We start from the raw sequence: 14,372 nt of genomic DNA, 5'->3' as shown, positions 1-14,372 counted from the left end.
ATCATTCGGCTGTCGCACTGTCGCAGTGGAGAGGTGAAACCCGGTGGAACGGACGTGTTACTCCCTCTCACAACGCAAGGGGTCGGCGTCGGGCTTCACACCCCCAGCAGTTCCTCCAGCGCATGCGGCTCGGCCAGCAGATCCGCCGAAGCCCCGTGCCGCACGATCTGCCCCTTCTCCATCACCACCGCCAGGTCGGTATGCGCCAGCACCTTGCGGTAGTCGCGGTCGACGATCAGCGTGGCGATGCCGGTGGCGCGGATCTCGCCGATCACGCGCCAGATCTCGGCCACGATCAGCGGCGCCAGGCCTTCGGTGGCTTCGTCGAGGATCAGCAGGCGCGGGTTGGTCATGAGCGCGCGGCCGATCGACAGCATCTGCTGCTCGCCGCCCGACAACTGCTGGCCGCCGTGCGACAGCCGCTCCGACAGGCGCGGGAAGGTCGCCATGACGCGGTCGAAGGTCCATTCGCGGCGGCCGTCGATGCCGGCGCGCTCGCTCATCACGAGGTTCTCGCGCACCGACAGGTTGGGGAAGATGCCGCGCCCCTCTGGCACGTAGCCGATGCCCAGCCGCGCCATCTTCTCGGGCGGCAGGCCGGTGACGGTGCGGCCGTCGACCTGCACTTCGCCCGAAGCGGGGCGCACGTAGCCCATCATCGTGCGGATCAGCGTGGTCTTGCCCATGCCGTTGCGCCCGAGCAGGCCGACCGAGGTGGCCGCCGGAATGCCGGCATGCACGCCGCGCAGGATGTGGCTGTTGCCGTAGTAGGTGTTGAGGTCTCGCACGATCAGCATCAGTGTTGCTCCTCGCCGAGATAGGCGGTGCGCACCTCGGGGTTCTCGCGGATCTCCGCGGGGTTGCCCGTGGCGATGACCGTGCCGTTCACCATCACGGTGATGCGGTCGGCGATGCGGAACACCGCGTCCATGTCGTGCTCCACCAGCAGGATGGCATGCGTGGCCTTCAGCCGCGCGAGCAGCGTGAGCATGCGGTCGGTTTCCTCGGCGCCCATGCCGGCGAGCGGTTCGTCGAGCAGCAGCACGCGCGGCTTGGTGGCCAGGCACATGGCCACTTCGAGCTGCCGTTGCGCACCGTGGCTCATGGTGCCGGCGATGCGGTGCGCCTCGTGGGCCAGGCCTGCCGCTTCCAGTGCCGCGTCGGCCGACGCGGTGCTGGCGGCGCAGCTTTGCGACGATTGCCAGAACGCCCATGGTTTCGGCGTGGCGGCCTGCGCGGCGAGCCGGCAGTTCTCGTGCACGCTGAACTCCGGGAAGATGGTCGTGCGCTGGTAGCTGCGGCCCACGCCGTCGCGCGCGCGCTTCGCCTGGGCGCGGCCGGTGATGTCCACGCCGTCGAGCGCGATGCGGCCTTCGGAGGCTTCGATCTCGCCGGAGAGCATGTTGATCAGCGTCGACTTGCCCGCGCCGTTGGTGCCGATCACGGCGTGCACTTCGCCGACGTGCAGGTCGAGCGTGACGGCGTTGACGGCGGTGAGGCCGCCGAAGCGGCGCGTGAGTTTTTCGACGGAAAGCAGTGCGTTCATGGTCTTGCTCCTTCCCCTTCCGGTGGAAGGTTGGGATGGGGGCATGCGGCCTTTGATACTGCGCGGCGTTGGAGGCCGCGTGCCCCCACCCCGGCCCTCCCCCGGGAGGGGAGGGAGAAACGCGGGGTCATGCGGCCCCCTTCGGCGACAGGCGCTGCACCAGGCCGATCAGGCCCTTGGGCAGCAGCGCCACGAACACGATGATCGTCAGCCCCAGCGTCAGCTGCCAGTGGTCGGCCAGCGGACCCATCACGGCATGCGTCGAGAAAATTTCCTTGAGCAGCGTGAACGCAATGGCGCCGATCACCGCGCCGCGCAGATGGCCGAGGCCGCCGAGAATCACCATCAGCAGCACCTCGCCCGAGTTGTGCCATGCCATCAGCTCGGGGTTGACCACGCCGTCGCGCGAGGCCAGCAGGAAGCCTGCGAGCCCGGCCAGCGCGCCCGCCAGCACGAAGGCCGCGAGCTTGTAGCCGTACACCGAGAACCCCGCCGCGCGCATGCGCTGCTCGTTCACGCGGATGCCCGCCAGCGCCGCACCGAAGCGCGAGCGGCGAATCAGGGCCAGCAGCCCGTAGGTGAACACCAGCGACGCCAGCACCACGTAGAACAGCACGGTGCGGTTCTCCATGTCGAGCGCGCCGATGGCGGGCCGCACGTACATGTAGATGCCGTCGCTGCCGCCGCCGACCTTGGTGTCGTGGAACACGAAGAAGGCCATCTGCGCGAAGGCCAGCGTCACCATGATGAAGTACACCCCGCGCGTGCGCAGGCTCAGCGCGCCGACGAACAGCGCATACAGCGCCGCCGCGCCCATGGCCAGCGGCAGCAGCAGCGCGAAGTTGCCGCCTTCGCTGCCCGACGCCAGCACGGTGACGTAGGCGCCGATGCCGTAGAACGCCGCATGGCCCAGGCTCACCAGGCCGGTCATGCCGACCAGCAGTTCCAGGCTGAGCGCGAAGATCGACAGGATCATGATCTTCACGACGAAGTCCGATGCGTAGTTACCCATGAAAGGACCGGCGATGCCGATGGCGATCGCGCAGGCCACGGGCAGGAGGAAGGCGCCGCGCTTCATGGCCGCCTCCCCATCAGCCCCTCGGGCTTCCAGATCAGCACGATCGCCATCAGCAGGTAGATGCCGATGCCGCTCAGGTCCGCGAAGAACACCTTGCCGAAGGTGTCGACGAAGCCCACCAGCAGCGAGGCCACCAGCGCGCCGGTGATGGAGCCGATGCCGCCGATCACCACCAGCACGAAGCAGATGATGAGCACGCTCGCGCCCATGTTCGGATACACCGAGGACATGGGCGCGGCGATCATGCCGGCCAGCGCCGCCAGCGCCACGCCGGCCGCGAACACGATGCGGTACAGGCGCTTCACGTCGATGCCCAGGCCGCGCACCATGTCGCGGTTGCTCGCGCCAGCGCGGATCATCATGCCCAGCCGCGTGCGGTTGACCACGAAATACAGCCCCACGGCCAGCACGATGCAGGCGGCCGATGCGAACAGGCGATACCACGGATAGCTCATGACGCTGCCCAGCGCGAAGCTGCCGTCGAGCCATGCGGGCACCTTCACGCCATGCACGTCGTTGCCCACGAAGATGGAGCGCAGCTCCTCGAACACCAGGATGAGCCCGTAGGTCATCAGCACCTGCTGCAGGTGGTCGCGCTGGTAGAGGTAGCTGAAGAAGGCCCACTCCAGCAGATAGCCGAACACGGCCGCCAGCACCACGCCGGCCACCAGCATCAGCAGGAACTGGTCACCGAACACCGGCGCGAGCGAGAACGCCATGTACGCGCCGATCATGTAGAAGCTGCCGTGGGCGAGGTTGATGACGCCCATGATCCCGAAGATCAGCGTCAGCCCCGAGGCCACGAGGAAGAGGAGGAGTCCGTACTGAACCGAGTTCAGACACTGGACCAGGAAGGTGCCGAAATCCACGTTGGAGGTTCTCTCAGGGCGGAATCGTTGAGGAAGGATGCAGTGCGCGAGACACCGCGGAACCGGCTTTGCAGGGCCGCAGGTGTCGCCCCCTGCAAGGGGGGAAGGCGCAGCGACACGAAGTGCGCGAAGCCTGGGGGTGTGCCCTGGGTTACATCCTGCAGCCGCGGGCCGGATCTGCGAGACCCTTGATGGCCGTGCTCACCAGCTTGTTCTCCTTGCCGTCCACCTTGCGCAGGTAGATGTCCTGCACCGGGTTGTGCGACTTGCTCACGGTGAACGGGCCGCGCGGGCTGTCGATCTTCGCTTTCTCGACCGCGGCGGCGAACTCGGCCTTCTTCGAGATGTCGCCCTTGGTGGCGTTCAGGCCCACGCCCAGCATCTGCGCGGCGTCGTAGCCTTGCACCGCATACACGTCGGGCTGCAGCTTGAACGACTTGGCGTAGGCGGTGCGGAAAGCGTTGTCGCGCGGGGTGTTCAGGCCGTCGGCGTAGTGCAGCGTGGTCAGCATGCCTTGCGCCGAGTCGCCCTGCGCGTCGAGCGTGCCGTCGGTCAGGAAGCCGGGGCCGTACAGCGGAATGGTCTTGTTGAGGCCAGCGGCCTGGTAGTCCTTGACGAACTTCACCGCGCCGCCGCCCGCGAAGAAGGCGTACACCGCATCGGGCTTGGCCGCCGCGATCTCGGTCAGCAGCGCCTGGAATTCCACGTTGGGGAAGGGCAGCGTGAGCTGCTTGTCGACCTTGCCGCCGTTCTTCTCGAAGCCTTCCTTGAAGCCGTTGACCGACTCGTCGCCGGCCGCGTACTTCCAGGTGATGGTCATCGCCTTCTTCTTGCCCTGCTGCTTGGCCGCCACTTCGCCCATGGCGTAGGCCGGCTGCCAGTTGCTGAACGAACTGCGGAAGATGTTGGGCGCGCACATCGGGCCGGTCACCGCATCGGCGCCGGCGTTGGGCACGATCAGCACGGTGCCGCTTTCCTTCGCGGCCTTCGCCATGGCCATGGCCACGCCGGAGTGCACGGTGCCGACGATCACGTCGACGTTGTCGCGCTTGATGAGCTTGTTGACGTTGTCGGTGGCCTTGGCGGGGTCGGACTCGTCGTCGACCTTGAAGTACTCGATCTCGCGGCCCGCGAGCTTGCCGCCTTGCTCGTCCACGTACAGCTTGAAGCCGTTCTCGATGGCCACGCCCAGCGCGGTGTAGGTGCCGCTGTACGGCAGCATCAGGCCGACCTTGAGCTTGCCCGTGCCCTGGGCGCCGGCGGTGCCGCAGAGGGCGGCGGCGAAAGCGAGTGCCGTCAGCGCGAGGCGTGCGGTGCGAATGGTGGTCATGGTGTTTGTCTCCTGTTTTTGGTGATGAAAGAAGCGGTGGCGACGATGACACGATCCGGCTGATCGCGATGCGGGGAATGCCCGCATTCAGGGATTTCGAGCAGCTCGCAACTACCACCGGCGCGCGCCGCGATGCCGCGGATCTGCGCCAGCGTGCCGTATTCGTCGTCGATGCCCTGCACGGCGAGCACGGGGCAGCGGATGGCGCCGAGCTCGGCCTCGATGTTCCAGTCGCGGAATGGCGGATGCAGCCAGATGCGGTTCCAGCCCCAGAAGGCCGAGTCGGCGCTGTCGTGGTAGCGGCCGAGCTTTTTCGGCAGGTCGGTTTCCAGGTAGGCGGTGCGCGCGATCTCGATGTTCGCGATGGTCTTGTCTTCCACGAAGATGTGCGGCGCGAGCACCACCAGTCCCTCGACCTTGTCGGGAAAACGCGAGGCGTACAGCAGAGATATCGAACCGCCGTCGCTGTGGCCGAAGAGCCAGGGCTTTTCGCCATCGAGCTTCAATGCGGCGAAGAGCGCGGGCAGCACTTCGTGCGCCTGGCGGTGCATGAAGTCGACGTCCCAGGTTTCGTCGTCGGCGCGCGGGGTCGAGCGGCCATAGCCGGGGCGCGAGAACACCAGGCCTCGCGCGTTGGCGGCTTCGCAGACTTGCGCGGGGAAGTCCTTCCACATGGCGACGGAGCCGAGGCCTTCGTGGAGGAAGACGATGAGCGGGGCGTCGGTTTTTTCGGGGGCGATCCAGGCGCACTCGATCTGCACGGTGCGGTCGCGCCAGGTGATGGTGGCGAAGGGGGGGGTGCTCATGGCTGTTGCTCCTTCCCCCTTTGGGGGAAGGCAGGGATGGGGGCAAGCGGCCCTTGCAAAGGCTGTGCGCTTGCGAAGGCCGATGCCCCCACCCCGACCCTCCCCCAGCGGGGGAGGGAGCAAGACAGAAACGGCGCGCCCGTCACGCCTGCTTTTCCTTCTCACGCAACCTGAACCGCTGGATCTTCCCCGTCGCCGTCTTCGGCAACTCGCTCACGAACTCCAGGAAGCGCGGGTACTTGTAAGGCGCAAGGCGTTCCTTCACGAATGCCTTGAGTTCTTCCTCGCTGGCCGCGGCGCCGTCCTTCAGCACCACGAAGGCCTTGGTCTTCGTCAGCCCTTCGGCGTCTTCCTTGCCGATGACGGCGGCCTCGAGCACCGAGGGGTGCTGCATCAGCGTGGCCTCGACCTCGAACGGCGACACATAGATGCCGCTGACCTTGAGCATGTCGTCGCTGCGCCCGGCATAGGTGAAGTAGCCGTCGGCGTCGCGCGTGTACTTGTCGCCGCTCTTGGTCCAGCCGCCCTGGAAGGTCTCGCGCGACTTCTCGCGGTTGGTCCAGTACATCAGCGCGGAGCTGGGGCCGCGGATGTAGAGGTCGCCCACCTCGCCGTCGGGCACGGGGCGCCCGTCCTCGCCGCGCAGCTCGACCTCGTAGCCGTCCACCGGCTTGCCGGTGGTGCCGTAGCGGATGTCGCCGGGCCGGTTGGAGATGAAGATGTGCAGCATCTCGGTCGAGCCGATGCCGTCGATGATCTCGCAGCCGAACTGCGCCTTGAAGCGCTGCGCGATCTCTCCTGGCAATGCTTCGCCGGCCGAGGAGCACATGCGCAGCGCCACTGCTTCGCGCGCGGGCAGCTTCGGCGAGGCGAGCATGCCCGCGAAGCCGGTGGGGGCGCCAAAGAACACGGTGGGCTTGTGTTCCACCCAGCGGCGGAAGGTGGCGTCGGGTGTGGGCCGCTCGGCCATCAGCACCACGGTCGCGCCCACCGACAGCGGGAAGGTCAGCGCATTGCCCAGGCCGTAGGCGAAGTACATCTTGGCGGCCGAGAAGCACACGTCGTCTTCGGTGAGCCCGAGCACAGGCTTGCCGTACAGCTCCGCCGTCCACCACAGGTTGGCGTGCGTGTGCACCGTGCCCTTGGGCTTGCCGGTGGAGCCGGAGGAATACAGCCAGAAGCCCGGGTCGTCGGAGGCCGTGGTCACGGGCGATGCCAGGGGCTCGGCGGCGGCGATCGCGGCATCGAACTCCTGCGCGTTGTCGGGCAGCGGACCGGTCGGCTGTGACACCAGCATCGCCTGCACTTCATGGCCGCCGCGCGCCATCGCTTCCCGCAGCGTCGGCAGCAGCGCGCCCGACACCAGCACCGCCTGCGCGCGGCTGTGGTCGAGCATGTAGGCGTAGTCGTCTGGCGTGAGCAGCGTGTTGACGGCGACCGGCACGATGCCGGCATACAGGCAGCCGAGGAAGCTCACCGGCCAGTCGTTGCCGTCGAGCATCAGCAGCAGCACGCGCTCTTCGCGCCGGATGCCGGCGGCCTTGAGCGCGGCGGCCAGCCGGCGCGCGCGTTCCTCGAGCTGGCCGTAGCTCAGCGCGCCGCGGTCGTCGATGTAGGCGGTGCGCGCCGCGCGGCCGCGGTTGAGCGCGAACAGGTGCTCGGCGAAGTTGAATCGTGTGGGCAGGGTCATGTCTTGTCTCCTTCGGCCGTGTGTTCTTGTTCTAGAGGCCGAGCGCGGCGATGACGCCGGGGCTCGCCTGCACCGCGCTGCGGCGGTGATAGAAATCGAGCGCGCGCAGCCCGCCGAGTTCGGCGCCGCCGCCCGCGCGGCCGGGGCCGCCGTGCAGCGACATCGGCATCACGTTGCCGTGGCCGGTGTGGGCCTGCGCCACTTCGGGGGTGATGACGTGCACGCGGCCGTGGCTCGGCGCCACCTCAAGCGCAGCCTGCGCCAGGGCCGCGTCGTCGCTGCCATACAGGGATGTGACCAGCGAGCCCTGGCCGCGGTGCGCGAGCGCGATGCCGTGCGCGAGATCGCGATAGGGCAGCAGCGTGGCGACGGGGCCGAACACTTCCACGTCGTGCACGCGCTGCGCCGCGTCGGCATCGCGCGCGCCGAGCAGCACGGGGCCGATGCATGCGGCCACGGCCGGATCCGCATCGACCAGCGGCTTGTCGCGGCCGTCGTGCAGCACCGTGGTCTGCGCGGCCAGCGCGTCGAGGCCTTCGCGCACCGCGTTCAGCTGCGCGCGGCTCACCAGCGAGCCCATGCGCACGCTCTCGTTGCGCGGATTGCCGACGGTGATGCCCGCGAGCTTGGCGCCGATGGCTTCGGCCGCCGCGTCGTACAACCCGGCTGGCACCAGGATGCGGCGGATGGCGGTGCACTTCTGGCCCGACTTGACCGTCATCTCGCGCACCACTTCGCGCACCAGCAGGTTGAAGGCCTCGCTGCCGGGCGTAGCGCCGGGCAGCAGCAGGGCGCTGTTGAGGCTGTCGGCCTCGATGTTCACGCGCACCGAGCGCTCGGCCACGGCGGGGTGCGAGCGGATCACCGCCGCCGTCTCGGCCGAGCCGGTGAACGAGGCCACGTCGAAAGGCTGCAGGGCATCCATCAGGCCGGCCGAACTGCCGCAGACGATGGACAGCGCACCGGGGGGCAGCACGCCCGCATCGACCACGTCGCGCACCATGCGCTGCGTGAGCCAGGCGGTGGCGGTGGCCGGCTTCACGATCACCGGCACGCCCGACAGCAGCGCGGGCGCGGCCTTTTCCCACAGGCCCCACGACGGGAAGTTGAAGGCGTTGATGAACAGCGCCACGCCATGCGTCGGCACCTGCAGGTGCTGCGACTGGAACACCGGCTCCTTGCCGAGCTTGACCGCCTCGCCGTCGCGCAGCGCACGCACGTCGCCGAGCGCATTGCCCCACTTCGCGTACTGGCCGAGCGTGAAGATCGCACCGTCGATGTCGACGGCCGAGTCGTTCTTCACCGTGCCGGAGTTGGCGGTGGCGATCTCGTAGTAGGCGTCTCGGTTGGCCTGCAGCACTTTCACGACGGCGGCGAGCAGCTCCGCGCGCTGGCGGTAGGTGAGGGCGCGCAGCGCATTGCCGCCCTGTTCACGTGCAAAGGCAAAGGCGGCGGGCAGGTCGAGGCCGGTGGCGTCGACGCGCGCGAGCTCGGTGCCGAGCACCGGGTCGAACAGCGGCGTGCCTGCGCCCGAGCCGCTTTGCCAGCGGCCGGCGACGTAGTTGGAAAGAAGCTCGGTCATTCGATGGGTCTCAACGTGGGCAGATTCGGGGAACACCGCGGAACCGGCTTCGACGGGCCGCTGGTGTTGCCCCCGGCGAGGGGGTAGGCGGCCACACGAAGTGGGCAAGCCTGGGGGAGTACTTCATGCGGTGAACTTGATCTGCCCTTCGGGCAAGAGATACAGGACGAGCGCGCGGCCCTGGGCCACGGTCGGGCGATGCGCGGTGCCGGGGCCGTAGACGCACCAGCCGGCGGGCCGCCCGTCGAAGGTGGCGGGGTGGTCGTCGAGCGGCATGATCAGGTCGATCTCGCCGTTGGGATGCGTGTGGTGCGGGCCGGCGATGTCCTGCATGTCGACCACGTCGACCGAGAAGCGGTGCAGCGCGTCTTCGGCCTTGAAGACGCGACCGTACTTGATGCCGCCGCCTTCGCGCTCGCAGAGCCAGCCTTCGGCCACGCCGCCGATGCAGGCCTGGCGCAGCGCCTCGAAGCTGGGGCTTCCCGCGCCATGGTTGGCGTTGAGCCACTGGTCGAGCGCGCTGTCGAGCGGCTTGCCGGCAATTTCGGCGGTCAGGCCGGCAATCAGCTGGTGAAATGCTTCCTTGCCGGTGGCGGGTGTGTTGCGGTCGGACATCGTGGGGCCTCGAACTTATGAACTACCTTGCAGGAATGCTGCGTGTGCAGTATCTTGCTTGTGGCCGAACAATAAGCATCGAGACAATGAGTGTCAAGCAATATAGTGCATCTATGGTGTTTACCCTGAGCGCGCACAATCCCGGCGAAGAACGAGGAATTGCATGAACGAGCATGTAGACGCGGTGCTGGCCACCGCGCCCGAAAGCGCAGCCGGCGGCAACGGCGCGGCGCCGGCCGGGGAGGCCAAGAATCCGTTGCTGGCGGCATTGGGCGACCGCGTGCGCAACCTGCGCGCGCAACGCGGCCTCACGCGCAAGGCGGTGGCGCTGTCGGCCGACGTGTCGGAGCGGCACCTGGCCAACCTCGAGTACGGCATCGGCAACGCGTCGATCCTGGTGCTGCAGCAGGTGGCGGGCGCGCTGCATTGCTCGCTGGCCGAACTGGTGGGCGACGTCACGACCAGCTCGCCGGAGTGGCTGCTGATCCGCGAGCTGCTGGAGAACCGCAGCGAAGCCGACCTGCGCCGTGTGCGCGTGGCGCTCGGCGAGCTGCTGGGCACCGCCTCCGTCGACCCGGCGCGGCACCGCCGCATCGCGCTGGTGGGCCTGCGCGGTGCGGGCAAGTCGACGCTGGGCCAGATGCTGGCCGAAGACCTGGAGATTCCCTTCATCGAACTGAGCCGCGAGATCGAGAAGCTCGCCGGCTGCAGCGTGCGCGAGATTCACGACCTTTACGGCACCAACGCATACCGCCGCTACGAGCGCCGCGCGCTGGAGGAGGCGGTGCAGATCTACAGCGAGGTGGTGATCGCCACGCCCGGCGGCATCGTCTCGGACCCGGCCACTTTCAACGAACTGCTCGCGCACTGCACCACGGTATGGCTGCAGGCCGCGCCCGAGGAGCACATGGGCCGCGTGGCCGCGCAGGGCGACACCCGCCCGATGGCGGCGAGCAAGGAAGCGATGGAGGACCTGCGCCGCATCCTGAACGGCCGGGCCGCCTTCTATTCGAAGGCCGATCTGTCGGTGGATACCAGCGGCAGGACTTTGTCGCAGAGTTTCCAGGCGCTGCGGGCGGTGGCTCGGCAGTCGATGGGTCTGGGCGCCTGAATCTCCAGGCTCTTGTTCGGGGCGCGCTCACGCCGACGGGTACCTTGCTCCGCGAATGTCCCCCGGCCTGCGGCCTCCTCCTTTATTTCGCTGCGCAAGGCACCCCGCCGTCGTGAGCGTCCAGAGCACTTGTTGACCAGCCAGCACAAGAGCAGCGCTCGTCGTGCACAGGGCGCCGGGTGCTCCCCGCAGCGAAATAAAGGAGGAGGGCGAAGCCCGGGGGACATTCGCGGAGGGGAGTACCCGGTGGCCTGGGCACGCACCCCGAACCCAACCAGCCCGAAATCTGAAAAAAAGTGCAGCAGGCATTGACTTGCTTCTTTGCATGCAGCATGATGCATGTCATCGGAGCAGTAAAGTGCATTATCTTTCCTGTTCACGGTTTCCGAACACTGCCCCACAGGAGACTTCCGCATGACAGACACCACGCTCCAGGCGCCCCCGCGCGTCGACTACCGCACCGAGCCCGGCCAATACCGCCACTGGTCCCTCAGCTTCGACGGCGCCATCGCGCGCCTCGTGCTCGACATCGCGGAAGACGCGGGCATCCGCCCCGGCTACAAGCTCAAGCTCAACAGCTACGACCTGGGCGTGGACATCGAACTGAACGACGCGCTCAACCGCGTGCGCTTCGAGCATCCTGAAGTGCGCAGCGTCATCGTCACCAGCGGCAAGGACCGCATCTTCTGCTCGGGCGCCAACATCTTCATGCTGGGTGTCTCCAGCCACGCCTGGAAGGTCAACTTCTGCAAGTTCACCAACGAGACGCGCAACGGCATCGAAGACTCGTCGAAGCACTCGGGCCTGAAGTTCCTCGCGGCCGTGAACGGCGCCTGCGCCGGCGGCGGCTACGAACTGGCGCTGGCCTGCGACGAGATCCTGCTGGTGGACGACCGCTCCTCCGCCGTGTCGCTGCCCGAAGTGCCGCTGCTCGGCGTGCTCCCAGGCACCGGCGGCCTGACCCGCGTGACCGACAAGCGCCATGTGCGCCATGACCTCGCCGACATCTTCTGCACCAGCGTCGAAGGCGTGCGCGGCCAGCGCGCGGTCGACTGGCGCCTGGTCGATGCCGTGGCCAAGCCCGCGCAGTTCGCGGCCGCCGTGCAGGACCGTGCTTCGCAGCTCGCCGCGGGCAGCGACCGCCCCGCCGGCGGCAAGGGCGTTGCCCTGGCCCGCCTCGAACGCACCGACAGCGCCGACGGCATTGCCTATTCGCACGTCAACGTGCAGATCGACCGCAGCAAGCGCACCGCCACCATCACGGTGAAGGCGCCCTCCGGCACGCAGCCGGCCGACGTGGCAGCCATCGAAGCGGCGGGCGCCGCCTGGTGGCCGCTGGCGATGTGCCGTGAACTCGACGACGCCATCCTCAACCTGCGCACGAACGAACTCGACGTCGGCACCTGGCTGCTCAAGACCGAGGGCGACGCCGCCGCGGTGCTCGCGTCGGACGCGGTGATGTTCGCCAACAAGGACCACTGGCTGGTGCGCGAAACCATCGGCGCGCTGCGCCGCACGCTGGCGCGCCTGGACGTGTCGTCGCGCAGCCTGTTCGCGCTGGTCGAAGCCGGCTCCTGCTTCGCCGGCACGCTGGCCGAACTGGCCTTTGCCGCCGACCGCACCTACATGCTCGCGCTGCCCGACGACGCCGAGCGCGCGCCCAAGCTCACGCTGGGCGAATTCAACTTCGGCTTCTTCCCGATGGTGAACGACCAGAGCCGCCTGCAGCGCCGCTTCTATGAAGAGGCCGCGCCGCTCGAAGCCGCCCGCGCCGCAGCCGGCAAGCCGCTCGATGCCGACGAGGCCCTGAAGCTCGGCCTGGTCACTGCCGCGCCCGACGACATCGACTGGGACGACGAGATCCGCATCGCCATCGAGGAGCGCGCCGCCATGTCGCCCGACGCGCTCACCGGCCTCGAAGCCAACCTGCGCTTCGCGAGCAAGGAAAACATGGCCACCCGCATCTTCGGCCGGCTCACCGCCTGGCAGAACTGGATCTTCAACCGCCCCAACGCCGTCGGCGAAAAGGGTGCGCTGAAGGTCTACGGCACCGGCCAGAAGGCCGGCTTCGACATGAATCGGGTATGACCCCCAGGCTTCGCGCACTTCGTGTCGCTTCGCCAACCCCCTTCCAGGGGGCAACGCCAGCGGCCCGGCAAAGCCGGTTCCGCAGCGTTTCTTGAACAGACATCTCTCCAGCAACCACTCGATAAAGGTTTCGCCATGAGCACGATCAACTACAGCGAGAAGATCCCCAACAACGTCAACCTCGGCGAAGACCGCACGCTGCAGCGCGCGCTCGAAGGCTGGCAGCCCAACTTCATCAACTGGTGGGACGACGTGGGCCCCGAGGGCTCGACCAACCACGAGGTGTACCTGCGCACGGCCGTGAGCGTCGATCCGCAGGGGTGGGCCCAGTTCGGCCACGTGAAGATGCGCGACTACCGCTGGGGCATCTTCCTGAATCCGGGCGACGCCAACCGCGAGATCCACTTCGGCGACCACAAGGGCGAGAAGGCCTGGCAGGACGTGCCCGGCGAGCACCGCGCCAACCTGCGCCGCATCATCGTGACGCAGGGCGACACCGAGCCGGCATCGGTCGAGCAGCAGCGCCACCTGGGCCTGACCGCGCCCAGCATGTACGACCTGCGCAACCTGTTCCAGATCAACGTGGAAGAGGGCCGCCACCTGTGGGCCATGGTCTACCTGCTGCAGAAGCACTTCGGCCGCGACGGCCGCGAAGAGGCCGACGCGCTGCTGCAGCGCACCTCGGGCGACGACAACAACCCGCGCATCCTGGGCGCCTTCAACGAGAAGACGCCCGACTGGCTCGCGTTCTTCATGTTCACCTACTTCACCGACCGCGACGGCAAGTTCCAGCTGGCCGCGCTGGCCGAGAGCGCGTTCGACCCGCTCGCGCGCACCACGAAGTTCATGCTGACCGAAGAGGCGCACCACATGTTCGTGGGCGAGAGCGGCGTGTCGCGCGTCATCGCGCGCACCGCGCAGGTCATGAACGAGCTGAAGACCGACGACGCGCAGAAGGTGCGCGCGGCCGGCGCCATCGACCTGGGCACCATCCAGCGCTACCTGAACTTCCACTACAGCGTGACCATCGACCTGTTCGGCGCCGACCAGTCGAGCAACGCCGCCATCTTCTACAGCTCGGGCCTGAAGGGCCGCTATGAAGAAGGCAAGCGCGACGACGACCACGTGCTCAAGGGCCAGACCTACAAGGTGCTGGAAGTGAAGGACGGCCAGCTCGTCGAGAAGGACGTGCCGATGCTCAACGCGCTGAACGAAGTGCTGCGCGACGACTTCATCAAGGACTCGGTGGCCGGCGTGAACCGTTGGAACAAGGTGCTCGAGAAGGCCGGCATCCCGACCCGCCTGAGCGTGCCGCACAAGGCCTTCAACCGCCAGATCGGCGCGCTCGCGGGCATCAAGATGTCGCCGGACGGCCGCGTGGTGAACGAGGTGGAATGGGCCGCCAAGCGCGACGAATGGCTGCCGAGCTCCGAAGACTTTGCTTTCGTGGCATCGTTGATGGGCCGCGTGGTGGAGCCTGGCAAGTTCGCAGGCTGGATCTCCCCGCCGGTGATGGGCATCAACCGGCAGCCGGTGGATTTCGAGTACGTGCGTTTCGGTTGATCGAGGTATTTCGGTATTGCTCCTTCCCCCTCTGGGGGAAGGCTGGGATGGGGGCCAGCGGCGCGACCACGACAAGCGCTGCAAGCCCCCACCC

At 67.8% G+C, this 14,372-nt stretch carries 12 protein-coding genes; 3 read left to right on the top strand and 9 right to left on the bottom strand.

The features are described 5' to 3' along the window. Positions 1–95: 95 nt before the first annotated feature. The 9 genes from QRN67_RS23080 to QRN67_RS23040 all read right to left on the bottom strand — a co-directional run bounded on the left by QRN67_RS23080 (position 96) and on the right by QRN67_RS23040 (position 9,516). On the bottom strand, positions 96–797 hold the full coding sequence (locus tag QRN67_RS23080; protein WP_081267303.1) for an ABC transporter ATP-binding protein: 702 nt from the start codon (positions 795–797) through the stop codon (positions 96–98). After that, on the bottom strand, positions 797–1,546 hold the full coding sequence (locus QRN67_RS23075) for an ABC transporter ATP-binding protein (RefSeq protein WP_106936235.1): 750 nt from the start codon (positions 1,544–1,546) through the stop codon (positions 797–799). Before QRN67_RS23075 ends, QRN67_RS23080 begins: the two co-directional genes overlap by 1 nt. A gap of 127 nt (positions 1,547–1,673) precedes the next feature. Next, on the bottom strand, positions 1,674–2,624 hold the full coding sequence (locus QRN67_RS23070) for a branched-chain amino acid ABC transporter permease (RefSeq protein ID WP_106936234.1): 951 nt from the start codon (positions 2,622–2,624) through the stop codon (positions 1,674–1,676). Further along, positions 2,621–3,493, bottom strand: a complete 873-nt coding sequence (locus QRN67_RS23065; RefSeq protein ID WP_081267306.1) for a branched-chain amino acid ABC transporter permease — start codon at positions 3,491–3,493, stop codon at positions 2,621–2,623. The genes QRN67_RS23070 and QRN67_RS23065 overlap by 4 nt, the downstream gene beginning before the upstream one ends. Before the next feature lie 151 nt (positions 3,494–3,644). Continuing rightward, positions 3,645–4,823, bottom strand: coding sequence for an ABC transporter substrate-binding protein (locus QRN67_RS23060; RefSeq protein WP_285413757.1), 1,179 nt, complete (start codon positions 4,821–4,823; stop codon positions 3,645–3,647). Beyond that, positions 4,820–5,629 carry an alpha/beta fold hydrolase gene (locus QRN67_RS23055; protein ID WP_285413756.1) on the bottom strand — a complete coding sequence of 270 codons (810 nt, stop codon included), beginning with the start codon at positions 5,627–5,629 and terminating at the stop codon, positions 4,820–4,822. The genes QRN67_RS23060 and QRN67_RS23055 overlap by 4 nt, the downstream gene beginning before the upstream one ends. A gap of 142 nt (positions 5,630–5,771) precedes the next feature. After that, a complete protein-coding gene (locus QRN67_RS23050; protein WP_285413755.1) occupies positions 5,772–7,319 on the bottom strand; it encodes a benzoate-CoA ligase family protein in 1,548 nt (515 codons plus the stop codon). Positions 7,320–7,350: 31 nt separating this feature from the next. Next, positions 7,351–8,901, bottom strand: a complete 1,551-nt coding sequence (locus tag QRN67_RS23045) for a 3,4-dehydroadipyl-CoA semialdehyde dehydrogenase (RefSeq protein WP_285413754.1) — start codon at positions 8,899–8,901, stop codon at positions 7,351–7,353. A 123-nt stretch (positions 8,902–9,024) separates the two neighbouring features. Beyond that, complete coding sequence (locus QRN67_RS23040; protein WP_081267311.1) at positions 9,025–9,516, bottom strand: 4-hydroxylaminobenzoate lyase; 492 nt, start codon at positions 9,514–9,516, stop codon at positions 9,025–9,027. A gap of 163 nt (positions 9,517–9,679) precedes the next feature. Here QRN67_RS23040 and QRN67_RS23035 point away from each other — a divergent pair, with 163 nt between their 5' ends. The 3 genes from QRN67_RS23035 (at position 9,680) to boxB (ending at position 14,278) form a co-directional block, all read left to right on the top strand. Then, the gene (locus QRN67_RS23035) at positions 9,680–10,627 is read left to right on the top strand and encodes a helix-turn-helix transcriptional regulator (RefSeq protein ID WP_081267312.1); all 948 of its coding nucleotides are present in this window, start codon (positions 9,680–9,682) and stop codon (positions 10,625–10,627) included. Between the two features lie 414 nt (positions 10,628–11,041). Next, on the top strand, positions 11,042–12,715 hold the full coding sequence (gene boxC, locus QRN67_RS23030; RefSeq protein ID WP_285413753.1) for a 2,3-epoxybenzoyl-CoA dihydrolase: 1,674 nt from the start codon (positions 11,042–11,044) through the stop codon (positions 12,713–12,715). Between the two features lie 135 nt (positions 12,716–12,850). Beyond that, positions 12,851–14,278, top strand: coding sequence for a benzoyl-CoA 2,3-epoxidase subunit BoxB (boxB, locus tag QRN67_RS23025; protein WP_106936228.1), 1,428 nt, complete (start codon positions 12,851–12,853; stop codon positions 14,276–14,278). Positions 14,279–14,372 lie beyond the last annotated feature (94 nt).

Source organism: Variovorax sp. efr-133-TYG-130, from assembly GCF_030208835.1.
GTDB lineage: Bacteria > Pseudomonadota > Gammaproteobacteria > Burkholderiales > Burkholderiaceae_C > Variovorax.
The sequence above is the reverse complement of the archived record's forward strand: the minus strand, read 5'-3'. Positions and strand labels throughout refer to the sequence as shown.